The sequence below is a fragment of the Crocinitomicaceae bacterium genome, assembly GCA_016708105.1.
GTDB lineage: Bacteria > Bacteroidota > Bacteroidia > Flavobacteriales_D > Crocinitomicaceae > JADJGJ01.
The window spans coordinates 334,227-357,588 of the sequence record JADJGJ010000002.1 but is presented as its reverse complement, the minus strand read 5'-3'; the positions used below and the strand labels follow the sequence as shown (position 1 = coordinate 357,588).

The following is a 23,362-nucleotide window of genomic DNA, read 5'->3' as shown; positions in this document are numbered from 1 at the left end:
AACTATAATAAATACTTAACACAGGCATAAACATAAGGTGAAAGTAGTGGTCTTACTTTGTCATCGTAAATCAGTAAACAAAAACACACTTTATGAAAAAAGGACTATTTTTCTTCTTAGTTGCAGGACTAGCAGTAGCGACATCATGTAAAAAAGAAGGCTGTACCGATCCTACAGCACTCAATTATGACGAAGATGTAAAAGAAAAAAATGATGATGGGTCATGCATCTACCCAGAACCGGAAGATACTACCACAGTATATGTAAGTTCAAACATCACAACAAACACTACTTGGGAAACAGGTAAAATTTATGTGTTAACCACACGTGTAGCTGTAACAAGCGGAGCAACCCTGACTATTGAGCCAGGTGTAATTGTAAAAGGTGAAGCAGGTACAGGAGCTAACGCAACTGCACTGATCATTGCAAAAGGTGCTGATATCAACGCGGTTGGTACTGCAACTCAACCAATCATCTTCACTTCAATTGCTGATGAAATTCAACCAGGACAAATTGCATCACCAAACTTATCAAATGACTTAGATGGTCTTTGGGGTGGTTTGTTGATTCTTGGTAATGCACCAATTTCTGCTGATGCTGAATCAGTACAAATTGAAGGTATTCCGGTTTCTGATGCTAACGGCTTATATGGTGGAACAGATGGTACTGACAATTCAGGTACTTTGAAATATATTTCTATCCGTCATGGTGGAACTAATATTGGTGAAGGAAATGAAATCAACGGTCTTACTTTAGGTGGAGTTGGTTCAGGAACAACAATTGAATATGTAGAAGTTATCGCTAACCAAGATGACGGTGTTGAATTCTTTGGCGGAACTGTAAACGTAAGCAACTTACTTGTATGGAATGTTGGTGATGATGCAATTGATACTGACCAATCATGGGCTGGTACATTGAACAACTTTATCGTAATCAATGCCGGTGATGAGTGTTTTGAATTAGATGGTCCTGAAGGAGCAATGGCTGCTAAACATACCATTACCAACGGTTCAATCTATGCAGGAGCTGCTGACGGATTAGTTGACTTAGATGCTAACTCATACGTTGACATGGACAATATCTATTTCTTTGGTTTAACTGTAGGACAAGATTTTGACCAATTACCAGTTGATTATACTTGCACATTTACAGATTTCGAAGCTACTCTTCCAGGTACTTCAGTTTTAACTGACTTCTTTGTTGGAGGTAGTGATGCATTTGTGACTGCAGTTGCTGCCGGTGCTAACACCGTTGGAGTAACTAAAGCTTCTTTTGCAAGCTGGACATGGGCTGACGTTGCCGGTGAATTAGCTGATTTTTAATGGGACTGACAAGCCTTAATAAATAAAATAATAAAACACGCAGTGTGCGAGACGCTGCGTGTTTTTCTAATTGACGAAAGTTTGAATTATAAAGTGTATGCGAAATAAATGTTTGATTTTTCTGATGGCGGTTTTGTTTTTACCGGCTGTCAATTATGCTCAGAACGGAACAATACGAGGAACCATTTTGGATGCCATCACCTCTGAGCCACTCATTGGAGTAAAAGTATTAATTGAAGGAACCACCAGCGGTGATATTACTGACTTGGAAGGGGCCTTTGATATTTCAGCACCTGCCGGAACCTGCTCTATCAAAATTAGTTTCTTGTCTTATGAAACAATCATCATTACCGATGTTCAGGTAAAATCAGGTGAAACAACTCATATCGGAAACGTTCAGTTGAAAGAAGCCACCACTACATTGGGTGAGGTAACGGTAAGCGTTACAAAAATTACTGACTCTGACAATTCTATTACCAAAATGCGTCAGAATTCAACCAACACCATTGATGCTATCGGGCAAGAAACCTGGAAAAGAAATGGAGACGGGGATGCTGTTGGAGCAATTCAACGTGTACCCGGAATTTCAGTTGCAGGCGGACGTTATGTATACGTGCGCGGTTTAGGTGACAGATACAATAAAACACTTCTCAACGGAATGGATATTCCGGGACTTGACCCTGATAGAAACACCTTGCAAATGGATATTTTTCCAACATCGGTAATTTCTAACATGGTTATTTATAAATCACTGTCAGCTGATTTACCGGCTGATTTTGCAGGTGGAATTATTGATATCGGATTAAAAGCTTTTCCTGAAAAAAGTCAAGGATCGGTTGTTTTTTCTTTTGGATATAATCCTAACTATCACTTTAACTCAAATTATCTTACCTATCAAGGTAGCAAAACTGATTTTTTAGGATTTGATGACGGATCTCGAGATATTCCTGCAGTAACAAATATTCCTTTCTTCTCACAGGCAGTTGGAAATCCTGATGGTGAAGATGGATTGAGATATCGTGAGATACTGGGTTCATTTAACCCTACCCTTGCTGCCATGCGTCAAACAAGTTTCATGGATTATTCTGTTGGAACAAATTATGGCAATCAAATTAAAATGAAAAAATTCACCTTGGGTTACAACTTTGTAATCACGTATAAAAATTCAACTGAATATTTTGAAGATGCTGAATATGGCAGATATGGTTTGTCAGGCAATTCTTCAGTTGCTGAAATGGAAATACGTGAAAGACAAGTTGGAGATTTTGGAGTGAACAATGTATTGCTGACCGGTATGGCCGGCTTTGCTATTAAAACAGAAAAATTCAGATTCCGCTTTAACGCCTTGCATTTGCAAAACGGAGAATCTAAAGCCGGAGTATTTGATTATTATAACGCTGATCAGGGCGCAGTATTTCAAGGGTTTCAACATAACCTGGAATACAGCCAAAGATCATTAACCAATTTATTTATTGAAGGTATTCACACGTTTGATAACACTGACTGGGGATTAACCTGGAAAATTGCGCCTACCCTGTCAACGATTTATGATCCGGACATTCGTTTTACCCGTTATGAAGATCGCGATAGCGTGTATACCATTTCAACTGAATCAGGTTTCCCTGAAAGAATTTGGAGAGAATTGACTGAGAAAAATGCCAACGGTCAAGTACACGTTTCTAAAAAATTCACCCTGTTTGATGAAGAATCAGAAATAAAATTTGGTGGGGCATATACGTACAAACAACGTGATTTTGTTGTGCGCACATTTGCACTCAACGTGAGAAATATGGATTTAACAGGTGATCCAAATGAATTATTTGCACCTGAAAATTTGTGGCCATATAACGGTGACCCAACTTCAGGTACAACCTTTGAAGCTAACTTTGTGCCGGTTAATCCAAACCGTTTTTCTGCAACAGTAAGTAATATTGCAGCATACGCATCTACTGAAATAAAATTCAGCAAACGCTTCAGAACTGTTGCCGGCGTGCGAGTTGAAAATTACACACAACGCTATACCGGACAAGATCAGTTAGGAACTAATGTATTGAATAATGATAAAGTATTAGATAACCTTGGAATTTTTCCATCATTGAATTTAGTTTATGCTGTTACTGAAAAACAAAACCTGCGTTTTTCATACGGCAAAACAATCGCCCGCCCTTCATTCAAAGAATTATCTTACGCTGAAATTTATGACCCTATTACCGGTCGTACTTTCATTGGTGGCTTATTTCGTGATGCAGATGATGCAAGCGGTACTGTTTACTGGGATGGTAATCTGATTAGTACTGACATTCATAATTTTGATTTGCGTTGGGAATTTTACAACAAACCCGGTCAATCAATTTCTGCCGGTGTATTTTATAAAAAATTCTTCAACCCAATTGAAATTGTACAATTCTCAGCACAAGCCGGATCATTTCAACCACGCAACGTAGGTGATGGTGAAGTGTTAGGTGGTGAAATTGAAATCAAACAATCATTGGGCTTTTTGAGTGAGAAATTAAATGCTCTTACCTTGTCAGCAAATGTTACTTACACATTATCACGCATTAAATTGAGTGAGACAGAATATCAAAGTCGTATCAACAATGCACGTGAAGGACAAGAGGTTGGTTTGTATCGCGACATGGCCGGACAATCACCTTATTTGATCAATGCCGGACTATATTATCAAGGACAAGCAGACAGTGGTTTCTGGAATGGGTTTGAAGTGGGTATTCTATACAATGTACAAGGCAAAACCTTAGAGTATGTTGGTATCGTTGATCGTCCGGATATTTATACAAATCCTTTCCATAGTTTGAATTTGAATATTATGAAAACATTTGGAAATGAAGGGCAATATCAACTTGGATTAAAAGCTGAAAATCTTTTAAATGATTCTAAAGAGTCAGTATTTAGTTCATACAATGCATCTGATATGAGATTTTCAAGACTGAATCCCGGGCGCACAATTATTCTGCGCTTCAGCTATTCGTTCTAAAAGACATTTGGTAAACCTCACTGCATGGTTGAATTTTCATCATACGCTATATATAACACAAACTTAACCATGCATTGAGTTTTGCCTAACTGTTAGCCAATATGTGAAACCTAATTTTGAAAAAAAATTAATGAAATCTGTAAAAATACTGGTAGTTGATGACGAGGAAGATATCCTTGAGCTACTGAATTATAATTTTAAGAAAGAAGGTTTTACCGTATATACGGCTGCAACTGCAAAAACTGCCATTGAATCTGCTCACAAAAATCATCCGGATATTATTTTGCTTGATGTAATGCTACCAGACATGGACGGCATTTCAATTTGTGAAACGCTACGTGCTGATGCCGCATTTAAAAACACACTCATCTTATTTTTATCTGCACGTCAGGAAGATTATTCTCAGGTTGCCGGTTATAACGCCGGAGCTGATGATTATTTGGTGAAACCCATCCGAGTAAAAATTCTCATTCACAAAATACGCGCACTGCTTGAGCGGGTAAACGGTTCACCAAAAGGTACTACGCTTTCAGGTATTACCATCAATCCTGAACGGTTTTCAATCACGCAAGGTGAAGTTGAAACAACGATACCAAAAAAAGAATTTGAACTGCTTGCATTGCTCATGAGCCGACCTGATAAAGTTTTCAGACGAGAAGAAATTTTGAGTGAAGTATGGAATAATTCTCACATCGGAGATCGTACTATTGATGTACACATTCGTAAACTGCGTGAAAAATTTGGGCAAGATACTATTCAAACCGTAAAAGGTGTTGGATATAAATTCTGCTCAAAAGTAGATTAATTTTCTACACAAGTAGTTTTGCGAATTGACTCAAACCATTCTTGTGCGCTGCTGACGTTGCCAAATATTTTTGTTTCATACAGCGGTTTGAAATATTGAATATAAAAACGCGCAACAATTCTTGCACGGATTGAACCAATCACAATTGCCGCTGCCTTCACAGAAGGTACAATACGGGCATTGCGTGAAAAATAGGTTTGAGCTTCAGTTGAAATATCTGCTTCTTTGGCGCTGAAATCTGCCAGCAAAAAATAATCTTGCCCTCGCATCATGTCAGCATAAATTACATCAAGTTCTTGCGCATCATGCATAGAAATTTCAACACCGGGTTTATAAAGTGTGTACAACACATCATCCCCTTGTTTTTCAATGGTAGCTTTTCTGGTTTCTACTTGTTCTTTCACAATCTGTTTTTTGAGGATAGCTAAACTATTCATTCTGGTCAGATAGGCACCAACTACTCGATTTTTTTCACAAATTCTTTAGCTTTTGTTTTATTCTTTGAACCTCTGATTTTATAAGGCTTTTCAGAGTATTTTTAAATCGGAATCATCTTTTTATTCGTTTTCTAATAACCATTTTTCCGTTTTAAAATCAATATTTGAATAGATCATTTTGGCCAGATATTCTTGCTCATATTGTCCGGGTGTTGGAATTAAAATGGCGTTTACCTGCAGGGTGAATAATTCCATGATAGTGGTATAACCGGCTCTTGAAATAACGCAATGAGCAGATTGAATGAGGTTACCTAAATCTTGCGTGTTTAAATGATCAAAACAATCAATGCCTTCCAATTTCAAACCTGACCCTACCAAAGCACAAGGTTTTTTCTGCCGTACTAAAAAATCTGCCAGCAATTGGGCAAACCGATTCCGTTCTGGTGAAGGGCCGCTCACAATGCCTACAAAGTGATATTTTTTTGGCAGATCTAATTTTTCAAATCGGCAAAGCGGACCAATGAACTTCAGGGGAAATATTTCAGTTAACTCGCTTAATTTTCCACTCAGTTTGTGATCTTCAAAATCAGGTATCCAAATGTTAGTGAATTTTTTTAGTGCTTTGTGCAAGATATTGTTCGCCGCGCCGCGCAATACGGGTACTTGTAAATTTAATTGATGCGAGATGAGAACGCTTGGCAAATCATCAGAATAAAAACCGTATCGATTATCTGAAATTACCAGATCAATAGAATATTTCTTGCAAGCGGCACACACCCATTTTTTTTCCATCTTCACCGCGGTTAAAAATTTTCGGCTTTGCAAAAACAATTGCAGATAAGTTGACCTGGTACCGCTCAGTTTTATTTCATACCCTTTCAACGCAAGCGGAATTATTGCATCACATTCTCTCGTGATGATACTCAACTGTTCAGGAGTCCCTGCAAAATAGATGATGTTTTGTTGATGGTGTAATTTTTTCACGATACTGATCAACCTTGTCGTATGCCCCATGCCCCAATCTAAAGCGCTAACAAGCACTTTTTGGTTTCTGATATCTTCAGGTTGATTGATCATCTGATGCTAAGTTAATAAATACCTATTGTCTTAGTTTATTGTCACCAAAATCAGACGAATGCTGAACGAAATGTTTTTTTAACTAAATTGGTTTGATATTTGCAGCAAGAGCTACAAATATTTTCAAGATTCCACTGAAATTTGAATGAATAAATAAACTGCTAAAAAATAAATTTTATGAAAAAATTATTCTCCTTAGTTGCTTTTGCATTGCTTGCCATTGCCGGATCCAATGCATCTGCCCAAAAAATCTACAAAACAGATTACGAATCACAAGCTGACATCACCGTGTATATTGTTGACTACGAATCACAGGCTGATTTGCTGGTGTATGAAGTAGATTACGAATCACAAGCTGATGAAGAAGGCCTGTGGTATTTTGTAGATTACGAATCACAAGCTGATGTTAAAGTTTATTTTGTTGAATACGAATCACAAGCCGATTTGAAAATTTACTGGGTTGATTACGAATCACAGGCCGGTTGGAAGAATAATGCCAAATCACATCTTTTGAAATAATCATTTTCGATGTCGTTGTTCGTAGGGACAAGTCGCGACTTGTCCCTACGATGAACGCGACTTGTCGCTACGCCACGGGCGTTAAATCATCAATGATCACGCTCCATTCGGTATCCGGTTTCAGTTTTACTCAGTTTAAATTTCCCGGCATCACGGTTTAATACCTGTGATTTTTTATCGCAAAATCCTGAACGGTTTATGTTTGTAACTGTTACGTGAATAACGCTGTCTTTGACAAATTCGTAATTGCCATAAACACTGGTAAAACAGTCCATTCCGCAAGGGGCACTGTAATTTGATGAAAATTCGTTTGCCTGAAAATTAATGCTGTATCCCCAATCAAATTCCACATCTTCTATCTCTTTCAGTTCGTACACCTCAACACTGGCATCCTCAAAAGGTGATGAAGAAACATCCCAGAAAGTGGCGTCCAAAAAATCTGTGGGAGCATGGTTTTCAATCTCATTATCCTGCATCGGACAGACAGCGCACAATGCAAGTCCAAAAGTAATTCCTGATAAAATCATACGGGTGTTTTAGTTGGGTACAATTTTACGCACAAAAGGTTCAGTAATTTTTTTGAGACTTACTCTTTTACAAACCGCACCGCATAAGTATGTCCACTTTCTGCTTCCACGGTGAGAATATAAATTCCATTACTCAAAAAATCTATTGGAATTGATTCTCCTGCATAGTCAACATGGTCACAAATTAATCTGCCATCAACGCTGCTGATACTGTATGATAAAAAGTTTTTATCTACTGGTTCAATATCAATTTTTGTATTTGCCGGGTTTGGGTAGATGGAGATGGAAGGTTGGTTGTTCTCGTCTAATGATTCCCAGCACGCATCACATCCTATATACGGTTTCCAACGAACCACGGCAGAATGACCTTCAGAATCATATTTCAGATTCCCAAAAAAGTCCGTATAATAAGTACCCAAAGGATTTTTTGCTCCGTAAGCAATTGGGACGATTGAGCCATAATTCCCATATAAAATAAGACATGTATCCCCTATTTCAAAAAACACATCTGTTCCGGGGAATGGTGCGTCAACTCCTAACACTACCCAACTTCCTAAATCGGCACTTGTTATTAAATAATCCTGCGTCATTGCACAATAATCCCAGTTAGCTCCATTCTTTTTCATAATAATGGCCCAAACAAGTGACCCAATATAAAATGCACTGTCCGGAATATAAATTTCAGGAGAGCTGATACATGTCGATCCTGTAGGAATAACAACATTTCCGATTAATTCTCTATCAATTTCATAAGGCAATAGATATCCTTCAATATTTCCATCATAAGCGCTAGTTTCGTCGCTGGTTATAAAAATTGAATCTTTTATTTCTGGCAATGTAACCTCTGAGTTATTGATGTGAGAAACTATGTTGTATTCATAATTCGCTATCATGGGCCCCTGAAGGAGTTCAAGCTGATTTACCATAAGCGTATCGGCTGGTGCAATATAGGGTATAACGGTTGACTGATTATAGGCAAATACATCATTAATAAAAACATCTGACTGAATATTCACATTGAACAGTGTATCCAATCCAAAATTTGTAAGAATAAATTCTCCATCAAAATGTGTTGCAAAGCAATATGATGACTCTACATAACCATGACCGGCGCTGGTTATTCTTCCACTACCAAACATCGAAAACTGCTCCTTCTCAAATATCTTCATATCATCCATCAACCAGGCAAAACCACAATCACCGGTGAATCGGAATCTCAGATAAAATGGTTGCGCCTGAACAGAAGCCGGAATTGAAACCCGTACCGTGTCAGGATTATCTGTTTGCTGATTATACCAAAATTCTTGGTTAATGCGAATTGATTCCCACGTAAAACCATCAGCACTGAATTCAACATACACTGAATCTTTTTTGCGTTTATAATGCTGCACAAATTCAATGTATGAAAGTTCGTAGGTTGAAATATCAATGAGTTGATACCAGGTCAGCACAACATCCTGATGATTTCCGGCGCATTGTCCTGAAGAATTGAATTGCGCAAAACCATTCCCGGCACTTAGTGAATTTATAGTATCCACATCACCGCCAATTCCTGTTGAACTGATCAACCATTGATCTGATCCTCCATGCAAATCAGTACTGATCCATTCTGATGCATTACTGAAATCACTTTGCCAAATCTGACCTTTCGCAAGTGAAGCTAAAATTAAAAATGAAATGAGTAGTGAGTGTTTCATAGAAATTGGTTTTATCCAAAATACTTAAAAGTAGGTGTTTGACAAAAGAAAGTTCTGAGATATTTATACTTGTCTGAATGGTGAGTTTGGGAAGCATGGTGTTTTGGTAAGTATATCTCTTATACGCCTCAGAACATTCAAGAACACAACAATGCGTACGGCAAATAAAACAAAAAAGCCCGCCATCATCAAGACAGCGGGCTTCTAATACTAAATTTTGCGAACTAATTTTTTACAAACTTAATTACACTTACTAATCCATCATGTTCAACTCTGACATAGTAAACACCTTTAGCTAAAGTTGCTGCAGAGTAACCAAACTGATTTTGTCCGCTTGGTAAATCACCGCTGTAAATGGATGCAATAGTTTCTCCTAATAAATTGACTAAGGTGATGTTGTAATTTCCGCTTTCAATTACATCAAAATTTACAGTCAACATATCATTCACCGGGTTTGGATAAACGCTCAAACCAAACGCGTTTTCATTTTCATCAACGCTGGTCATAGAAGCCGGATATAAATTAATATTATCAATGTAAATATTGTTACCATACCCGTCACTTTCAAATTCAAACTTGTATCTGAAATTTGAAACAAAATAATCTGAATTGATATTGTCAACAGAAACTGAATACCATGCATCTGCTGAAGGTGGTGTATAGGAAGTTGAAGCGGTGACACTGCTCAAGGTTGAGCCGTGAATATTTTTGCGCAATACCCACGTTTCACCACAATCTTTTGAAATATAAAAACGCAACCATTCATCTGTTGTAGATGTGCGTTTTCTGTATGCGTATTTAAAATTAAATTCAATTTCGTCTGTTGGTGACACGCCACTTAAATCAATTGGGCCCGACATAAACGCGTCATGGGTTCCATCATTCGTCACACCATAATTATTCAACCAAACACATTTATCACCCATGTAAGAAGCAGATGAAGTAATTTCCCACGCCTCATCACCATCATCATCTGACAAAGTGAAACGTTGGTTGTCAGGAAATGAAGATAAATTTTCAAACCCTTCAGAATATGGTAAACCATCACCCGGGTTAGCATGCACAATGATATAATTTGTCTGTGTATTAGTTAGTATTGTGCTTCCGTCAGTTGCCTGCAATGACACGGTGTAAATTCCAGGTGTGTTGTATGTAATGGTAGGACTTGAAGAAGTAGAAGACGCCGGTGATCCACCGCTGAAAGTCCAGTTGGTTCCGGTTACATAATTGAATGATTCATCAGTAAACGTAATAGATTCACCCGCACAAATTTCTGTTTTATCTGCACTAAAAACAACTTGACACAATGCTTCAGGCAAGCTTACTCCGGTTGCAGTTAGATTGGTTGTTGTCCATAAATTATCACGGTCGCCAACGTTTGATTCCAAGGCTGCATGCATGCGTGCTTTTTGTCCTTCAGTAAACATTTTTGAGCAGTATGAATACTCCATATAATTTTCAACATTGTCTAGAGAACTGCAACTAACGCCGCTGACATTGCAATATGTCCAACCCATTGTATTTGGTGTATCACTTACTCCATCATCTGTGCTGCAGTTAGATGATAAACCCGGTTCATTTGAATCACCCCAGCAATGTGCCAGATTTAACCAGTGACCAATTTCATGTGAGAGTGATGTTGAAACACTCATACTACTTGTACCAATACTACCAACATAATTGTGTAATATTTTTATGCCGTTACTCATAGAAGTAGCTGACCAGTTTGATGGATACGTGGTATAACCGGCAGCTCCGCTTGCTTCATTGACTACAAAAATATTCAGGTATTTATTCCCCGGCCAGTTACCTTGCGCATCATAAACTGCATCAACCTGATCATCTCCATTATCAGCATGCGTGGTCTCGGTGTAGGTCCTTGTAATTCCATTCGTGCATTGTCCGTTGTGCTTTTTTCTGGCCAACACAAATTCAATTTGACAATCAGCAACAATACCTAAAAAAGCAGGATTCACAGTTGACCATGATGCATTGAGTTTATTAAAATTATCATTCATCAATTGCAGTGCACTGTATATTTGTGCATCAGAAATATTCTCAGGTCCGTTGGTGTGCAACACGTGAAATACTACGGGTATGGTGTAAATTGCTGTTCGGCTATTTGGATCATACTCATTAGCAATGTAGTTGGTTGTCCATTCCTCCAATTCTAATCTTGATTGTTCCATATCCAACGCAATAGCGGGATCAGAATTTCTCAGCTCATCCATCTTTTCATTGGCATGACAAAAATCTACATGCTCATCTTGTGTGTAGCCTGCTGTTGTTGTCAGAAAAAATCCGGCTATCAGCATGTGTAATTTATGTTTTTGCATTTTCATGTGTATATAATTAAGTTCTTATTGTGTTCTCTGTTTTTATTCAACAATTAATTTGATGGTTTTGTTTTGTGAACCTGTTTTCACGTTTACAAAATAAATTCCCGCGGGCAAATTTGATATATCGGTTTGCCATTGATTTTTTCCGGCAGAAGTTTCCCCTGAATACACCAAAAGTATTTCTTGACCAAGTGCATTTTGAATAGTTACTTCACACCATTCAGCCTCATTTGCGTAATGCTCAATGGTGATTTGTTGATTAGCAGGGTTTGGATAAACGGTAAACACATCTTCTTCTTGATTCTCGTCAAGTGTTATCATGGAAACCGGATATAAATTGATGTGATCAATGTAGATATTATTACCTACGTCATTCTGGAATTCAAATTTGTATCTGAAGGTTGATACGTAATAATCAGAATTGATATTATCCACTTCTACTTCAATCCACTCACCATCACTTGATGGTTCATACGGAATGTTAGATGCATTTGTACTGAGTGCATCACCGTGAATGTTTTTTCTAAGCACCCAGGTTTCTCCACAATCTTTTGAAATATAAATTTGCAACCATTCATCATTAGTCTCTGATCTTTTTTGATAAGCATACCTGAATGTAAAAATCATTTCATCAGCCGGATCAACGCCACTCAAATCTATTGTACCGGACATAAAAGAATCTTCACTTCCGTCATTCTCACCAAAATTTTTCAGTTTCAAACATTGGTCTCCGGTGTAGGCTGTTTCATCAAAAATATTCCATGTTTGACCATTGTCATCATTCTGTACTAAAAACTGTTGGTTGTCAGGGAAGGTAGTGTATGACTCAAACCCTTCATGATACGGCAATGTTTCACCCGGATTTGAAAGCACAATCACGTAATCATTCACGATGGTAGATACGCTTGAACTGCCATCAGTAACTTCAAGCGAAACATCATAAATGCCCGGCGCATTATACGTGATAACCGGATTTTGATCAGAGGAAGTATTAGGAGTTCCACCTGAAAAATTCCATGTTCTCCCGCTTACATTAAAATATGATTCATCATAAAATGACACGCTTGATCCTGCACAAATCACCGTTGTGCCGGATGTAAAAGTTGCAAGACAAAGTTGAGCGGGTTGTCCAACTCCGGTTGCAGTTTGATTAGTTAGTGAAGTGAGATTGGCAAGAAATGTAATGTCAGAAATATTGTATAACATGATTGCTTTTTGATCTTCACTGAACATGTTTTGACATGGCGCATAACTCATGAAATTCTCCCATTGATCATAGGCATCAAAACCATACAAGTCATTTAGCGGAACATCATTACAAGAATTTTGTGCGCCTCCACATGACCAATGCGCTTCACTTTCAGGTGGAGTATCACAACAATAATCACCATTGTCAGAACAGTCATCAGAATGACAACCACCCTGAAATGTATGCATCAATCCAAGACAGTGTCCCACTTCATGAGACAAAGTTCTATCACCTGAAATTGCGGTTCCAACATTTCCATACGCATCATGTCTGATAATTACTCCATAATTTGAACTACCACCGCTATATGGAAATTCTGCATAACCTAAAATTGTGCCTTCCCCATCAGATTCTATAGAGTTCACAACCCAGATATTAAAATAATTATTTCGGTTCCATGCATCTAAACCACCTTGACTATAATGTTTTGCATTGTCTCCTGCGCCATCAGTTACACTTGGATTGTAGCGACGCTCAACTCCATTGGTACAATTGCCATCAGGATCAATTTTTGCCAGTTCAAATTGAATTCCTACATCTGCTGCAATAGGTAAAAACGGTGCATTGGCATAATTGCGCGTATCAATAGTATCCGCATTCAGACGATTAAAATCTTCATTCAACATTTGAATACCGCTTAAAATTTGTTCGTATGAAATATTGCTTTCATCTCCTTTGTGAATCACATGCACAACAACAGGAATTATAATTGGATCAGTGCGATCTCCGCCTAATTGTCCGCTCTGCTGCATACGCATGAGATGTTCATGTATGGCATCTTGACGCCCGGGTTGCTCTTGATTTATTTTTTCATTTTGTTGGTCAAAACCACACACACGGTTCTGAGCAAACGTAGTCAAGAATGAAAAACAAAATAAAACGCTTAGTATTCTCAGCATGAGTGCTTGTTTAAAGTTGAAATTATTCAATGATTAATTTTACTGTTTCAGTGTAATCCTCTCCTTCAATTCTGATAAAATAAACACCTGCACTCAAGCCAGATGTATTATACGTGAATTTCTGAGCGCCTTGATTTAAGCTTCCGTTATACACCACATCAATTTGATTGCCTAGTGCATCATAAATTATAACTTTACAGTTTTCTTGTCCTGCAGAAATGAAAGAAATTGTGAGATCTTCATTTGCCGGATTTGGATAAACTTCAAGTTGCACAAGCGCATCAGGTTCAGCAACACCGGTCATAGATACCGGATACATATTAATGTGATCTAAATAAATATTGTTGCCCGCATCATTGGTGAACTCAAATTTGTATCTGAAATCTGAAACAAAATAATCTGAAGTAATATTGGTTACAGATACTTTTTTCCAATCGTCTTCTCCATCCGGGGTGAAGGCGGTTGACTGAACATTTTCACCCAAGGTGGAACCGTGCATATTTTTTCTCAATGCCCATGTTTCACCACAATCTTTAGAAATATAAAATTTCAACCATTCATCAGTAGCGCTGGTTTTTCTCACATAAGCATAATAGAAATAAAATATCATGGTATCAGAACTCGATACAGTACTCAAGTCAATAGTTCCTGAAATAATTTCATCAATAGAACCATCTTCATTTCCAAAATTCTCAAGCCAAACACAATCATTTCCTGAATAAGAAACTGAATTATTAATTTCCCATGCAGTTGCACCGTTAGGATTCTCAACAAAAAACCGATCATAATCAGGCACCGTTGTGATTGATTCAAATCCTTCTTTATATGGTAAATTATCACCCGGGTCAGGCAATACGCGGATATAATCAGTTAATGTGATGCTCACGTTTGAAACGCCATCTGTTGCTGTCAACGTAACATCAAATGTACCCGAAGTATTGTAAGTAATTATCGGATTTTGATCAGTAGAAGATGCCGGTGATCCGCCTTCAAATGTCCAGCTCCAACCTGTAACATTGAAATAAGATGCATCAAAAAAATCCACACTATTACCGGCGCAAATTACTTGTTGGTTGCTATAGAAATCAGCCTGACACAGCGTGGCCGGTAACAGAACTCCGGTTGCTGTTTGATTAGCCAATGAAACCAAGTCAGCTAAAAAAGCAATACCAGAAAGATTTGCGCTCACAATATCATATTGCCCTTGAGAGAACATGTTTTGACAAGGAGCATAACTCATATAATTTTCCCACTGATCGAAGGCGTCAAATCCATAAGGATCATTTGTTGGTACACCTGTACAAGAATTGTATGATGGAGGACAATCCCAATGCGCGGCACTGGCGGGTGGAGTATCACAACAAAAATCTCCGGCTGCTCCGCAATCAGATGTATGACAACCGGTACCACCTCCAAAAAACGGACCCTGAAATGTATGTAACAATCCCAGGCAATGTCCAACTTCATGTGTCAGCGTGCGATCTCCACTTGCTGTGCCCATAGTACCATACGAATCATGTCTGATGATTACACCATACCCATCAGTAGCAAATTGTGGAAACTCAGCATAACCAAGTGTAATACCTCCTGAGCCATCACTTTCAATAGAATTAACTATCCAAATGTTCAAGTACTGATCACGTGGCCATGCATCTAAACCTCCCTGGTCATAATATTTTGCATTTTCTCCGGCATTGTAAGTTGCTCCGGGAGAATTTCTGCGCTCAACTCCATTGGTGCAATTTCCATCCGGGTCAATTTTTGCAAGGGCAAATGAAATATCAAATGAAACTGCCAGCGGTTCAAAAGGCGCATCGCTTGTATTGCGTGTATCAATAGTATCAGCATTCTGTCGATTGTAATCTATGTTCAGCATGTCAATACCTGATTGAATTTGCTCATACGAAATATTGCCAACGCCATTGTCATGTATTACATGCACTACCACGGGAATAATTATAGGATCTGTCCGATCAACCTGACCCGTCATTTGTCCATTGCTGATTCTGATATAGTGTTCAACAAACGAATTTACTTGATCAGGATTTTCTTCAAAGTGCTTTTCAAGATGTGCATCTGTACCGCACCAGTTTTGTTGTGCATGCAACATCGGTAATAACCCTATCAGGGTAATCACGAGTAAAAAATTCTTCATGGCTTTGCTTTTGAGGCTTTGAAGGTACGATATTATATTGTGAAATCCACCCTTTTATGAGGGAACGAGCGGATTATTGATTGAACGGTGGTATCAACGGTTAAGTGAATGGTTGAGCGGAATACGTATCTCGTAATTGTTCAAAATCAAACATACTTATTTTCACGCGCGAATAAAACGAACGTATGCATGCTGTTGAATGTAACCAGCAAAATACAGGTCAATAAAAAATCCTTAAATCAGATTAATAAAGAAATTGGTAATGGAATTGGTTTTATCACTTCACCGGAAACCCCGCCTCACTCCAACCAATAATTCCACCACTTAGATTTTGGATATTTGTATAGCCATTCATCTTTAAATAAGTGCAGGCTTGCAAACTGCGCTTTCCTGATCTGCATGCTATCACAATATTTTTATCTTTTGGAAATTCTGCTATTCTTTTCTGAATATCACCCAGTGGAATTTCTAATTTATTTTTCACGTCGTAGGCCATCTCATCAATTTCATAATCTTCTCGTACATCAACAAAAACACTACCATTCTCAATAGCTGCAATGGCTTGCTCAGGACTTATTTCTTCAATATGCATGGCTCAATATTTCTGACAAAATTAATTAAATTACTCATTCTCTTTTTAAAGATACTTGGTCAGGTTGTATTCCTGAGGTAAACGCGGAAACCTAATTAATGACACAAAAAAACCCGGTCAACAATAGACCGGGTTCCTTTTTTCAGAAGAATCTGATTATAATTTTACAGCAACGATAGTAGCAGTAACTTCTACTTTAGGGTTGTGTTGTTTTGCGGGTTTTTGTTTTGCATCTTCAACAAAGAAAGGCATTTCCATTGCAAGGAAATCAACAAGGAACATTGAAACCTCAACGTTTACGCTTTCAGGAGTGATAGTGATCACAGCAGGAGCGTTAACAGCAACTGTTTTACCAGTTAATGAAAGAGAACCTGTTGCAGTTGTACCATCAAATGATTCAAAAGTAAAAGTGCTTGTTGCAAATTGAGCGATATCAAAAAACTCAGCAGATTTAAGGTGATCAACCAATTTCATTTCACCTTTGCTTTCAGTAACTGAAGCCATGTTGAAAACCAATTCACCGGCAGTTACGTTTGCAGTTCCGGCTGAATCTGTAGTAGTGATAGAACCAGACTCAAGTTTCAAAGATCCAAGGTGGTAGTTTGTAGTATCATTCAGTTTACCATAAGATTTCCAGCTAACCAAAGAGGCAGCAGTATCAACAGAGTAAACATTTTCAACAACTGCAGGAGTTGTATCTTTTTTAGTAGTGTCAGCACCTGTTGTATCTTCAGATTTACCACCACCACAAGAAGCGATTAACATAGAGAATGCAGCGATTCCCAATAAGATTTCTTTTTTCATTTTTCGTACGATTGATTTAGATTTTGTGGCGCAAATTTATATACTTCTTACAACATTTATTCACTTAACTAAAAAAATATATGGTGCAACGTTTATATCTTGGCTGCGTCTTAGTTATGATAAAATAACCCGCTATGAGCTATAAAAGCATTCTGACCCTAATTTTTGCTGCTGGTATCAGCACCGCACAGGCACAAAACGCGCTTTGTGAAGATATGGAGCCTATTTGTACTGACGTGGGTTTAACTTTTACCGCAGGCACAGGTGGTGTAAATGCAGTATCAGCATTTCCAACCAACAATTATGGGTGTATGTGGACAGGCCCTAACCCATCATGGTACTATCTTGAAGTGGGTATTGCAGGTAATATTGATATGACATTGACGGCAGGCTCAGATATTGATTTTGTTTGCTGGGGTCCTTTTGCCAGTTATGCTGATGCGGTGAATAATTGCGGTAACCTCGGTAATGCGCCGGGTTCAGATGTGGTAATTGATTGCGGAATATCTCCGTCAGCTACAGAATTTATCAATATTCCAAGTGCAGTAGTTGGACAAGTATATGTTATTTTAATTGCCAACTTTGCCAGTATTGTTCAAGACCTCACATTAGTTCAGTCAGGAGGTACCGGTGGAACCAACTGTAATATAGTTACTCCTGATCCTTGCGTTTCTAACCCCGGAACTTACGTCATAGAAAAAAATGGATCACTCACCGCTGCTCCGGTTTACTTGTGTGAAGGAGAAGATTTTGAAATAATCAGCAACGGTGATTATATTTTGCCTAATGACACCTTACCCTTGCCAATTGGTGATGGTATTTATTCTGCCCAACTCATGTGGCTTGTATATGATGCAGCACCAACCAGCGCTGACCCTGCAACTGATCCCGGATTTTTAAATATGATCATTCCAGGTGATGTTTTGTCTGATATCAATAATGGAACTAGTCCGGTTATTTCAGGTTTAGGTTGCGGAACCTACTGGTTTGTTCCCATTGCAGGTGATGATGGTGTTGGAGGAAATAATAACGTAGCCAACGGAGTAAATGATAACGGTGGTTTACATTGGGATAAAAATAACAATGACTGTTTTGTATTAGGAGATGCTGTGCAGGTTACGTATGCTTGTGCGATTCAAACAACGGCAGTTATTAATTGTAATCCGCCTGCGGTGGTGAACGGCATGGATATTCAAATTTCAGGCGGATCAGGTAACTATTCTATCGTGAATCAAGGTGATGGAAATTTAGTTTCAACCTCAGTACCAAACGGAGGTACCGCAACCATCACAGATTTTGAAAATGGTGACACGTATGAGATTGATATAACCGATGCGCAAGGATGTACCGCAAGCATTAGTGGAAATTTTCTTGCACCGGTTATTCAGAATATTACGGTAACACCGGCACTTACTTGTCCGTTGGGTGGTAACGGTGACGTAGATGTAACTGTGAACGGCACATCAGGAAATGGAGCACCCTACACAATTATTATGGCCGGTGATCCGCCAACAACAGGAACAACCGATTCATATTCTGATATTGCAGGAACATTGGTAAACATCATTGTTGCAGATCAAGAGGGATGCATTACGGATAGTGCAGTTACCATCACATCTACCGGTCACTATATAGATGTACAAATTGTAGCACAAACTGATGAGGCTTGCTACGGTGATGGCAATGGCAGCGCACAAATTTCTGCAACACCAACGCCAAGTGGCAGTGTTGTGACCATTGTTTGGAACGGCCCTTCAGGACAAATTCTTTCAGGCAACTGGACAAATAACACGCAAAACGGTCTTGAGCCCGGAAACTGGAGCGTAACTATTACAGATGATTCAGGATGTGAGGTGACCATTCCAATTGTTATTGGGGCACCACAAGAATTAGACGTTTATGTTACCAATCAAAATGAACCGGTTTGTTATGGTTTCAGTGACGGATCAATTACTGTATCTTCAACCGGAGGAGTAAGTCCGGTAACGTATTCATGGAATCCGGCAAACTCAAGTAATACTTTTAATAATTTGTCAGCCGGAACCTATTGGGCATTTGTGACTGATGACAATGGTTGCAAAGATTCTATTCAGATTGATTTAGGACAGCCTGATTCTCTATACGGACACTTTACCGTCAAAGACATTCTTTGTTATGGTGACAGCACCGGCGGAATTATTGTTGACAGCGTTTCAAATGCAGTGGGTAATGTAAGTTATTTCTGGAACCTTGCAGGTGTTATTCCAAATCCTCCTTCAACTTCAAATCTAGCAAGCGGATTGCCCATAGGAACTTACGTGCTTACTATACAAGACGAATTATGCTACAACCAATATGAATTTACCTTGACACAAAATCCTGAAATCGTGTTTGCAGAATTTGGTTCACACCCTGCTTTTTGTCGCATGTTCTCATATCAATCAGGTAATGGTGTTGTGTACGCATCAGCAAGTGGTGGTGTGCCTGATTATGAATATGAATGGGTGAATTTATCAACCGGAGCAAATACAAATGCTACAACATGGGGAGGCTTGAATCCGGCTACATATCAAATGACGGTGACTGATGATGTAGGTTGTACTTTAGTTGAAACTATTCAGCTAGATTCAGTTAATCCAATTGCCAATTTCAATGTATTATCTGCTGATGCATCATTAGATATTCCTTCACTTTCAGGAACTGCAATTGTATGTACTGAATTTGAAAATACATCACAATATTTTGCTAATGAATATGATCCTTTGGCTGATACCACCTTCTTCTGGGAAATGGGGTATAACTTACCTTGGCAAATTAGCCATGATGTAAATGAAGTATTTGATACATGTTATTATGCTGAAGGGCAATATGAAGTTTGTTTGGTTGCATTAAATAAAAACGGATGTTCAGATACAACCTGCAAGGTGTTGACAATTTATGATTACCCAACTTTGGTTGCACCTAACGTGTTCACACCGGGCAATGATGCAGCTAACCCTTTATTCACTTTTGAAAATCGTCAAACTGCAATTGTTGAATTTGAGTGTACAGTATTTGACCGTTGGGGTAAAGAGATGTTCCAGTTCACTAGTATCACTGATGCATGGGACGGCACCACCAAAAACGGAAAACCGGCAACTGATGGTGTCTACTTTTTCATTTATCACGGAGTAGCATCAAACGGTACTGAGTTTGAAGGGCAGGGCACGGTGCATTTGGTAAGAAATTAACGGGTTTTCAACTTATCATTTTTCACAAATTCTGCCTTTGAGATGATTTCTTGCCGGGCTTGCTTGTCTTTCTTTTATAATTTTACGCCTATCTAATTTTTTGAGATGGCGCAAGCTCCAAAACGAGGTTTAAAAACAGCATACGTTTCAACCGTGATTGGAATTGTCATGGTATTGTTCATCACCGGCGTAGTTACCTGGTTTATCTTGGGTCTTAATCATCTTAAAAATAGTAAAATTGAAAGTTTTGAGATTGACTTATTTTTTGAACAAGATGTCACAGAGGCAGAACTGGCTGTCATTGAACGTGAACTTGCAGCTAAAACATACGTTTCAAAAGCTTACTACCGCTCAAGTAGTGAAGCCTGGGAAATACTGCGTGAAGAAGTTGGTGATTCTGCTTTAGCTATCATTGACAATGAAAATCCACTTAGTCAATCAGTCATCATCACATTGAAAGAATCACATTTTAACGGCGAAAGCGTCAAAAAAATTGAAGCTGAACTCATGCAGGAATATGCGGGTCAACTCACTGAAGTATCATACCGAGAAGAAGTTTTTGAAGAGGTAAATAAAAATCTACAAAGGCTGGTATATTTTGTTCTGCTCATTGCCTTAATGCTATTATTCATTGCAGTTGGAATGATTAATAACACCATTCGGTTGTCCTTGTACTCTAAGCGATTTCTCATTAAAACTATGCAATTGGTTGGCGCCACACCCACATTTATTCAACGACCATTTATTCTGTCAGCCATTGGTCAGGCTATTATTTCAGGTTTGATTGCCGGTAGTTTGGTATTAGGTTTCATCATGCTACTTGAACGCTATGATCCTATTTTTCTGGAGATGACTGATGTCTCTATTTTCCTAATAGTTCTGGCCGGAATTGTAATTTTTGGAATAATTATGACTGTACTTTCAACTTTTTTCGCTTTACGTAAGTATCTTCGCCTAAATCTTGACAACCTCTATTGACGTATGGCAGCAAAAGAAAAATTTGTTTTCGGAAAAAATAATATCTACATCATACTTGCCGGTATAGCAGTTACATTACTTGGTTTTGTGCTAATGATTGGCGGCGGTTCTGAAGATCCGAATGTATTTAATGCAGACGAATTATTCTCATCAGTGCGTATTACCATTGCTCCGTTTTTGGTTATTGCAGGGTATGCAGTGGTGATTTACGGCATCATGAAAAAACCGAACGTACAGGTTTAATCCATGGATTTTTTCGCAGCAATTTTACTGGCCATCATTGAAGGCCTCACTGAATTTTTACCCGTTTCTTCCACCGGACACATGATCATCGCATCAACCTTTATGGGTATTGCAGATGATGATTTTACAAAACTTTTTACAGTTGCCATTCAGTTTGGCGCTATTCTATCTGTGGTAGTTTTATACTTCAAAAAGTTTTTTCAATCCATGTCATTCTACTACAAACTTTTTGTTGCATTTATTCCAACCGGAATTATAGGTTTATTATTAAAAGATACCATTGATGGCTTGCTTGACAATGTTACAGTGGTTGCCATTTCTTTATTAGTGGGTGGTGTTTTTCTCATTTTCATTGACAAATGGTTTGCAAAAAATGAAACCGAAGGAAAAGGTGAAGTAACTTTTATTTCAGCTTTTTTTATTGGGCTGATACAGTGCCTTGCTATGGTGCCCGGCGTTTCAAGATCAGCCGCCACTATTGTTGGAGGACTTTCACAAAAACTTACCAGAAAAGCGGCTGCCGAATTTTCATTTTTTCTTGCCGTACCTACCATGTTTGCAGCAACAGTAAAAACTATGTGGGATGAAAAAGATATGCTCATTGAATCAACCAATAATGAAATATGGATCTTGATAGTAGGTAACATAGTTGCTTTTGTTGTTGCATTTGTTGCCATCAAATCATTTATCGGATATCTCACTAAAAATGGTTTTCGCGTTTTTGGATATTATCGCATTGTTGTTGGAATCATTTTGCTTTCCCTTATTTGGGGTGGATATAATCTTCAAATCATCTGATGGATTTTGTTGCCGGTGAAATTTTACTCATTGATAAGCCACTTACCTGGACATCATTTCAGGCAGTGAATAAAATCAGACATCACTTGAAACGAAAAACCGGAGTAAAAAACATCAAGGTTGGACACGCCGGAACACTTGACCCGCTTGCCACAGGGTTACTCATCATCTGCACCGGAAAAAAAACAAAAGAAATTGATTCACTCATGGGTTTGGACAAAACTTATTCCGGTACCATTCGGGTTGGAGCAACTACTCCTTCTTTTGATCTTGAAACTGAAATTGATCAAACTTTTGAACTGAATCACCTCACTGAAGAAATGTTGGTTGAAGCAGCACGCAAGTTAACCGGTGAATATGATCAAATGCCTCCCATTTTTAGCGCCAAACGAGTGGATGGAAAACGAGCGTATGACTTGGCTCGTGCAGGGAAAGATGTCATATTAAAACCAAAAAAAATTCTGGTTTCTGAGTTCTTAATTACCGGCATTGCGTTGCCTGATATTCATTTTAAAATCACATGTTCAAAAGGCACCTATATCAGAAGTATTGCAAACGATTTTGGTTTGATTCTGAAATGCGGCGGACATCTCACGGCATTGCGCCGCACGGCAATTGGAAATTTTCAAGTTGCACATGCTGTCACCCCTGAAATTTTTGTTGATTCATTAACAGAAAACTCTGACTAGTAGTAAATCTTGCCACAATGCATAATTTTTT

The 23,362-nt window shown here is 38.4% G+C and carries 18 protein-coding genes; 9 read left to right on the top strand and 9 right to left on the bottom strand.

Going from position 1 to position 23,362, the window contains the following annotated elements:
• The first annotated feature begins 92 nt into the window (after positions 1-92).
• From IPH66_12830 to IPH66_12820, 3 genes are all read left to right on the top strand, one after another.
• Complete coding sequence (locus IPH66_12830; protein MBK7130230.1) at positions 93-1,322, top strand: hypothetical protein; 1,230 nt, start codon at positions 93-95, stop codon at positions 1,320-1,322.
• Positions 1,323-1,419: 97 nt separating this feature from the next.
• Positions 1,420-4,314 carry a TonB-dependent receptor gene (locus IPH66_12825; protein ID MBK7130229.1) on the top strand — a complete coding sequence of 965 codons (2,895 nt, stop codon included), beginning with the start codon at positions 1,420-1,422 and terminating at the stop codon, positions 4,312-4,314.
• 130 nt (positions 4,315-4,444) lie between these two features.
• Entirely contained in the window at positions 4,445-5,119 is a 675-nt protein-coding gene (locus tag IPH66_12820) for a response regulator transcription factor (protein ID MBK7130228.1), read from the top strand.
• On the opposite strand, the gene IPH66_12815 is transcribed toward IPH66_12820, so the two are convergent.
• Both IPH66_12815 and IPH66_12810 read right to left on the bottom strand, forming a co-directional pair.
• Positions 5,116-5,523, bottom strand: a complete 408-nt coding sequence (locus tag IPH66_12815) for a hypothetical protein (GenBank protein MBK7130227.1) — start codon at positions 5,521-5,523, stop codon at positions 5,116-5,118. The two genes, IPH66_12820 and IPH66_12815, sit on opposite strands and share 4 nt — an antisense overlap.
• Before the next feature lie 153 nt (positions 5,524-5,676).
• Complete coding sequence (locus IPH66_12810) at positions 5,677-6,633, bottom strand: hypothetical protein (GenBank protein MBK7130226.1); 957 nt, start codon at positions 6,631-6,633, stop codon at positions 5,677-5,679.
• A 177-nt stretch (positions 6,634-6,810) separates the two neighbouring features.
• Here IPH66_12810 and IPH66_12805 point away from each other — a divergent pair, with 177 nt between their 5' ends.
• Entirely contained in the window at positions 6,811-7,152 is a 342-nt protein-coding gene (locus IPH66_12805; protein ID MBK7130225.1) for a hypothetical protein, read from the top strand.
• 89 nt (positions 7,153-7,241) lie between these two features.
• Here the strand turns inward: IPH66_12805 and IPH66_12800 are convergent, their stop codons facing one another.
• From IPH66_12800 to IPH66_12770, 7 genes are all read right to left on the bottom strand, one after another.
• Positions 7,242-7,679, bottom strand: a complete 438-nt coding sequence (locus IPH66_12800) for a hypothetical protein (GenBank protein MBK7130224.1) — start codon at positions 7,677-7,679, stop codon at positions 7,242-7,244.
• Positions 7,680-7,738: 59 nt separating this feature from the next.
• A complete protein-coding gene (locus IPH66_12795) occupies positions 7,739-9,376 on the bottom strand; it encodes a T9SS type A sorting domain-containing protein (GenBank protein MBK7130223.1) in 1,638 nt (545 codons plus the stop codon).
• Between the two features lie 224 nt (positions 9,377-9,600).
• Positions 9,601-11,718, bottom strand: a complete 2,118-nt coding sequence (locus tag IPH66_12790; protein MBK7130222.1) for a T9SS type A sorting domain-containing protein — start codon at positions 11,716-11,718, stop codon at positions 9,601-9,603.
• 36 nt (positions 11,719-11,754) lie between these two features.
• Positions 11,755-13,863: a T9SS type A sorting domain-containing protein gene (locus tag IPH66_12785; protein MBK7130221.1), complete on the bottom strand. Its 2,109-nt coding sequence runs from the start codon at positions 13,861-13,863 to the stop codon at positions 11,755-11,757.
• 22 nt (positions 13,864-13,885) lie between these two features.
• Positions 13,886-16,018 (bottom strand): T9SS type A sorting domain-containing protein, encoded by a 2,133-nt coding sequence (locus tag IPH66_12780; GenBank protein MBK7130220.1) that lies wholly within the window; start codon positions 16,016-16,018, stop codon positions 13,886-13,888.
• 277 nt (positions 16,019-16,295) lie between these two features.
• A complete protein-coding gene (locus IPH66_12775) occupies positions 16,296-16,610 on the bottom strand; it encodes a rhodanese-like domain-containing protein (GenBank protein ID MBK7130219.1) in 315 nt (104 codons plus the stop codon).
• 156 nt (positions 16,611-16,766) lie between these two features.
• Positions 16,767-17,414, bottom strand: coding sequence for a YceI family protein (locus IPH66_12770; GenBank protein MBK7130218.1), 648 nt, complete (start codon positions 17,412-17,414; stop codon positions 16,767-16,769).
• A gap of 134 nt (positions 17,415-17,548) precedes the next feature.
• Between IPH66_12770 and IPH66_12765 the strand changes: the two genes are divergently transcribed.
• The 5 genes from IPH66_12765 (at position 17,549) to truB (ending at position 23,331) form a co-directional block, all read left to right on the top strand.
• A complete protein-coding gene (locus IPH66_12765) occupies positions 17,549-20,623 on the top strand; it encodes a gliding motility-associated C-terminal domain-containing protein (GenBank protein ID MBK7130217.1) in 3,075 nt (1,024 codons plus the stop codon).
• 105 nt (positions 20,624-20,728) lie between these two features.
• Positions 20,729-21,601, top strand: a complete 873-nt coding sequence (locus tag IPH66_12760) for a hypothetical protein (protein ID MBK7130216.1) — start codon at positions 20,729-20,731, stop codon at positions 21,599-21,601.
• Positions 21,602-21,604: 3 nt separating this feature from the next.
• On the top strand, positions 21,605-21,844 hold the full coding sequence (locus IPH66_12755) for a DUF3098 domain-containing protein (protein ID MBK7130215.1): 240 nt from the start codon (positions 21,605-21,607) through the stop codon (positions 21,842-21,844).
• Positions 21,845-21,847: 3 nt separating this feature from the next.
• A complete protein-coding gene (locus tag IPH66_12750; GenBank protein ID MBK7130214.1) occupies positions 21,848-22,642 on the top strand; it encodes an undecaprenyl-diphosphate phosphatase in 795 nt (264 codons plus the stop codon).
• The gene (gene truB / locus IPH66_12745) at positions 22,642-23,331 is read left to right on the top strand and encodes a tRNA pseudouridine(55) synthase TruB (GenBank protein MBK7130213.1); all 690 of its coding nucleotides are present in this window, start codon (positions 22,642-22,644) and stop codon (positions 23,329-23,331) included. Before IPH66_12750 ends, truB begins: the two co-directional genes overlap by 1 nt.
• The last annotated feature ends 31 nt before the right edge of the window (positions 23,332-23,362 follow it).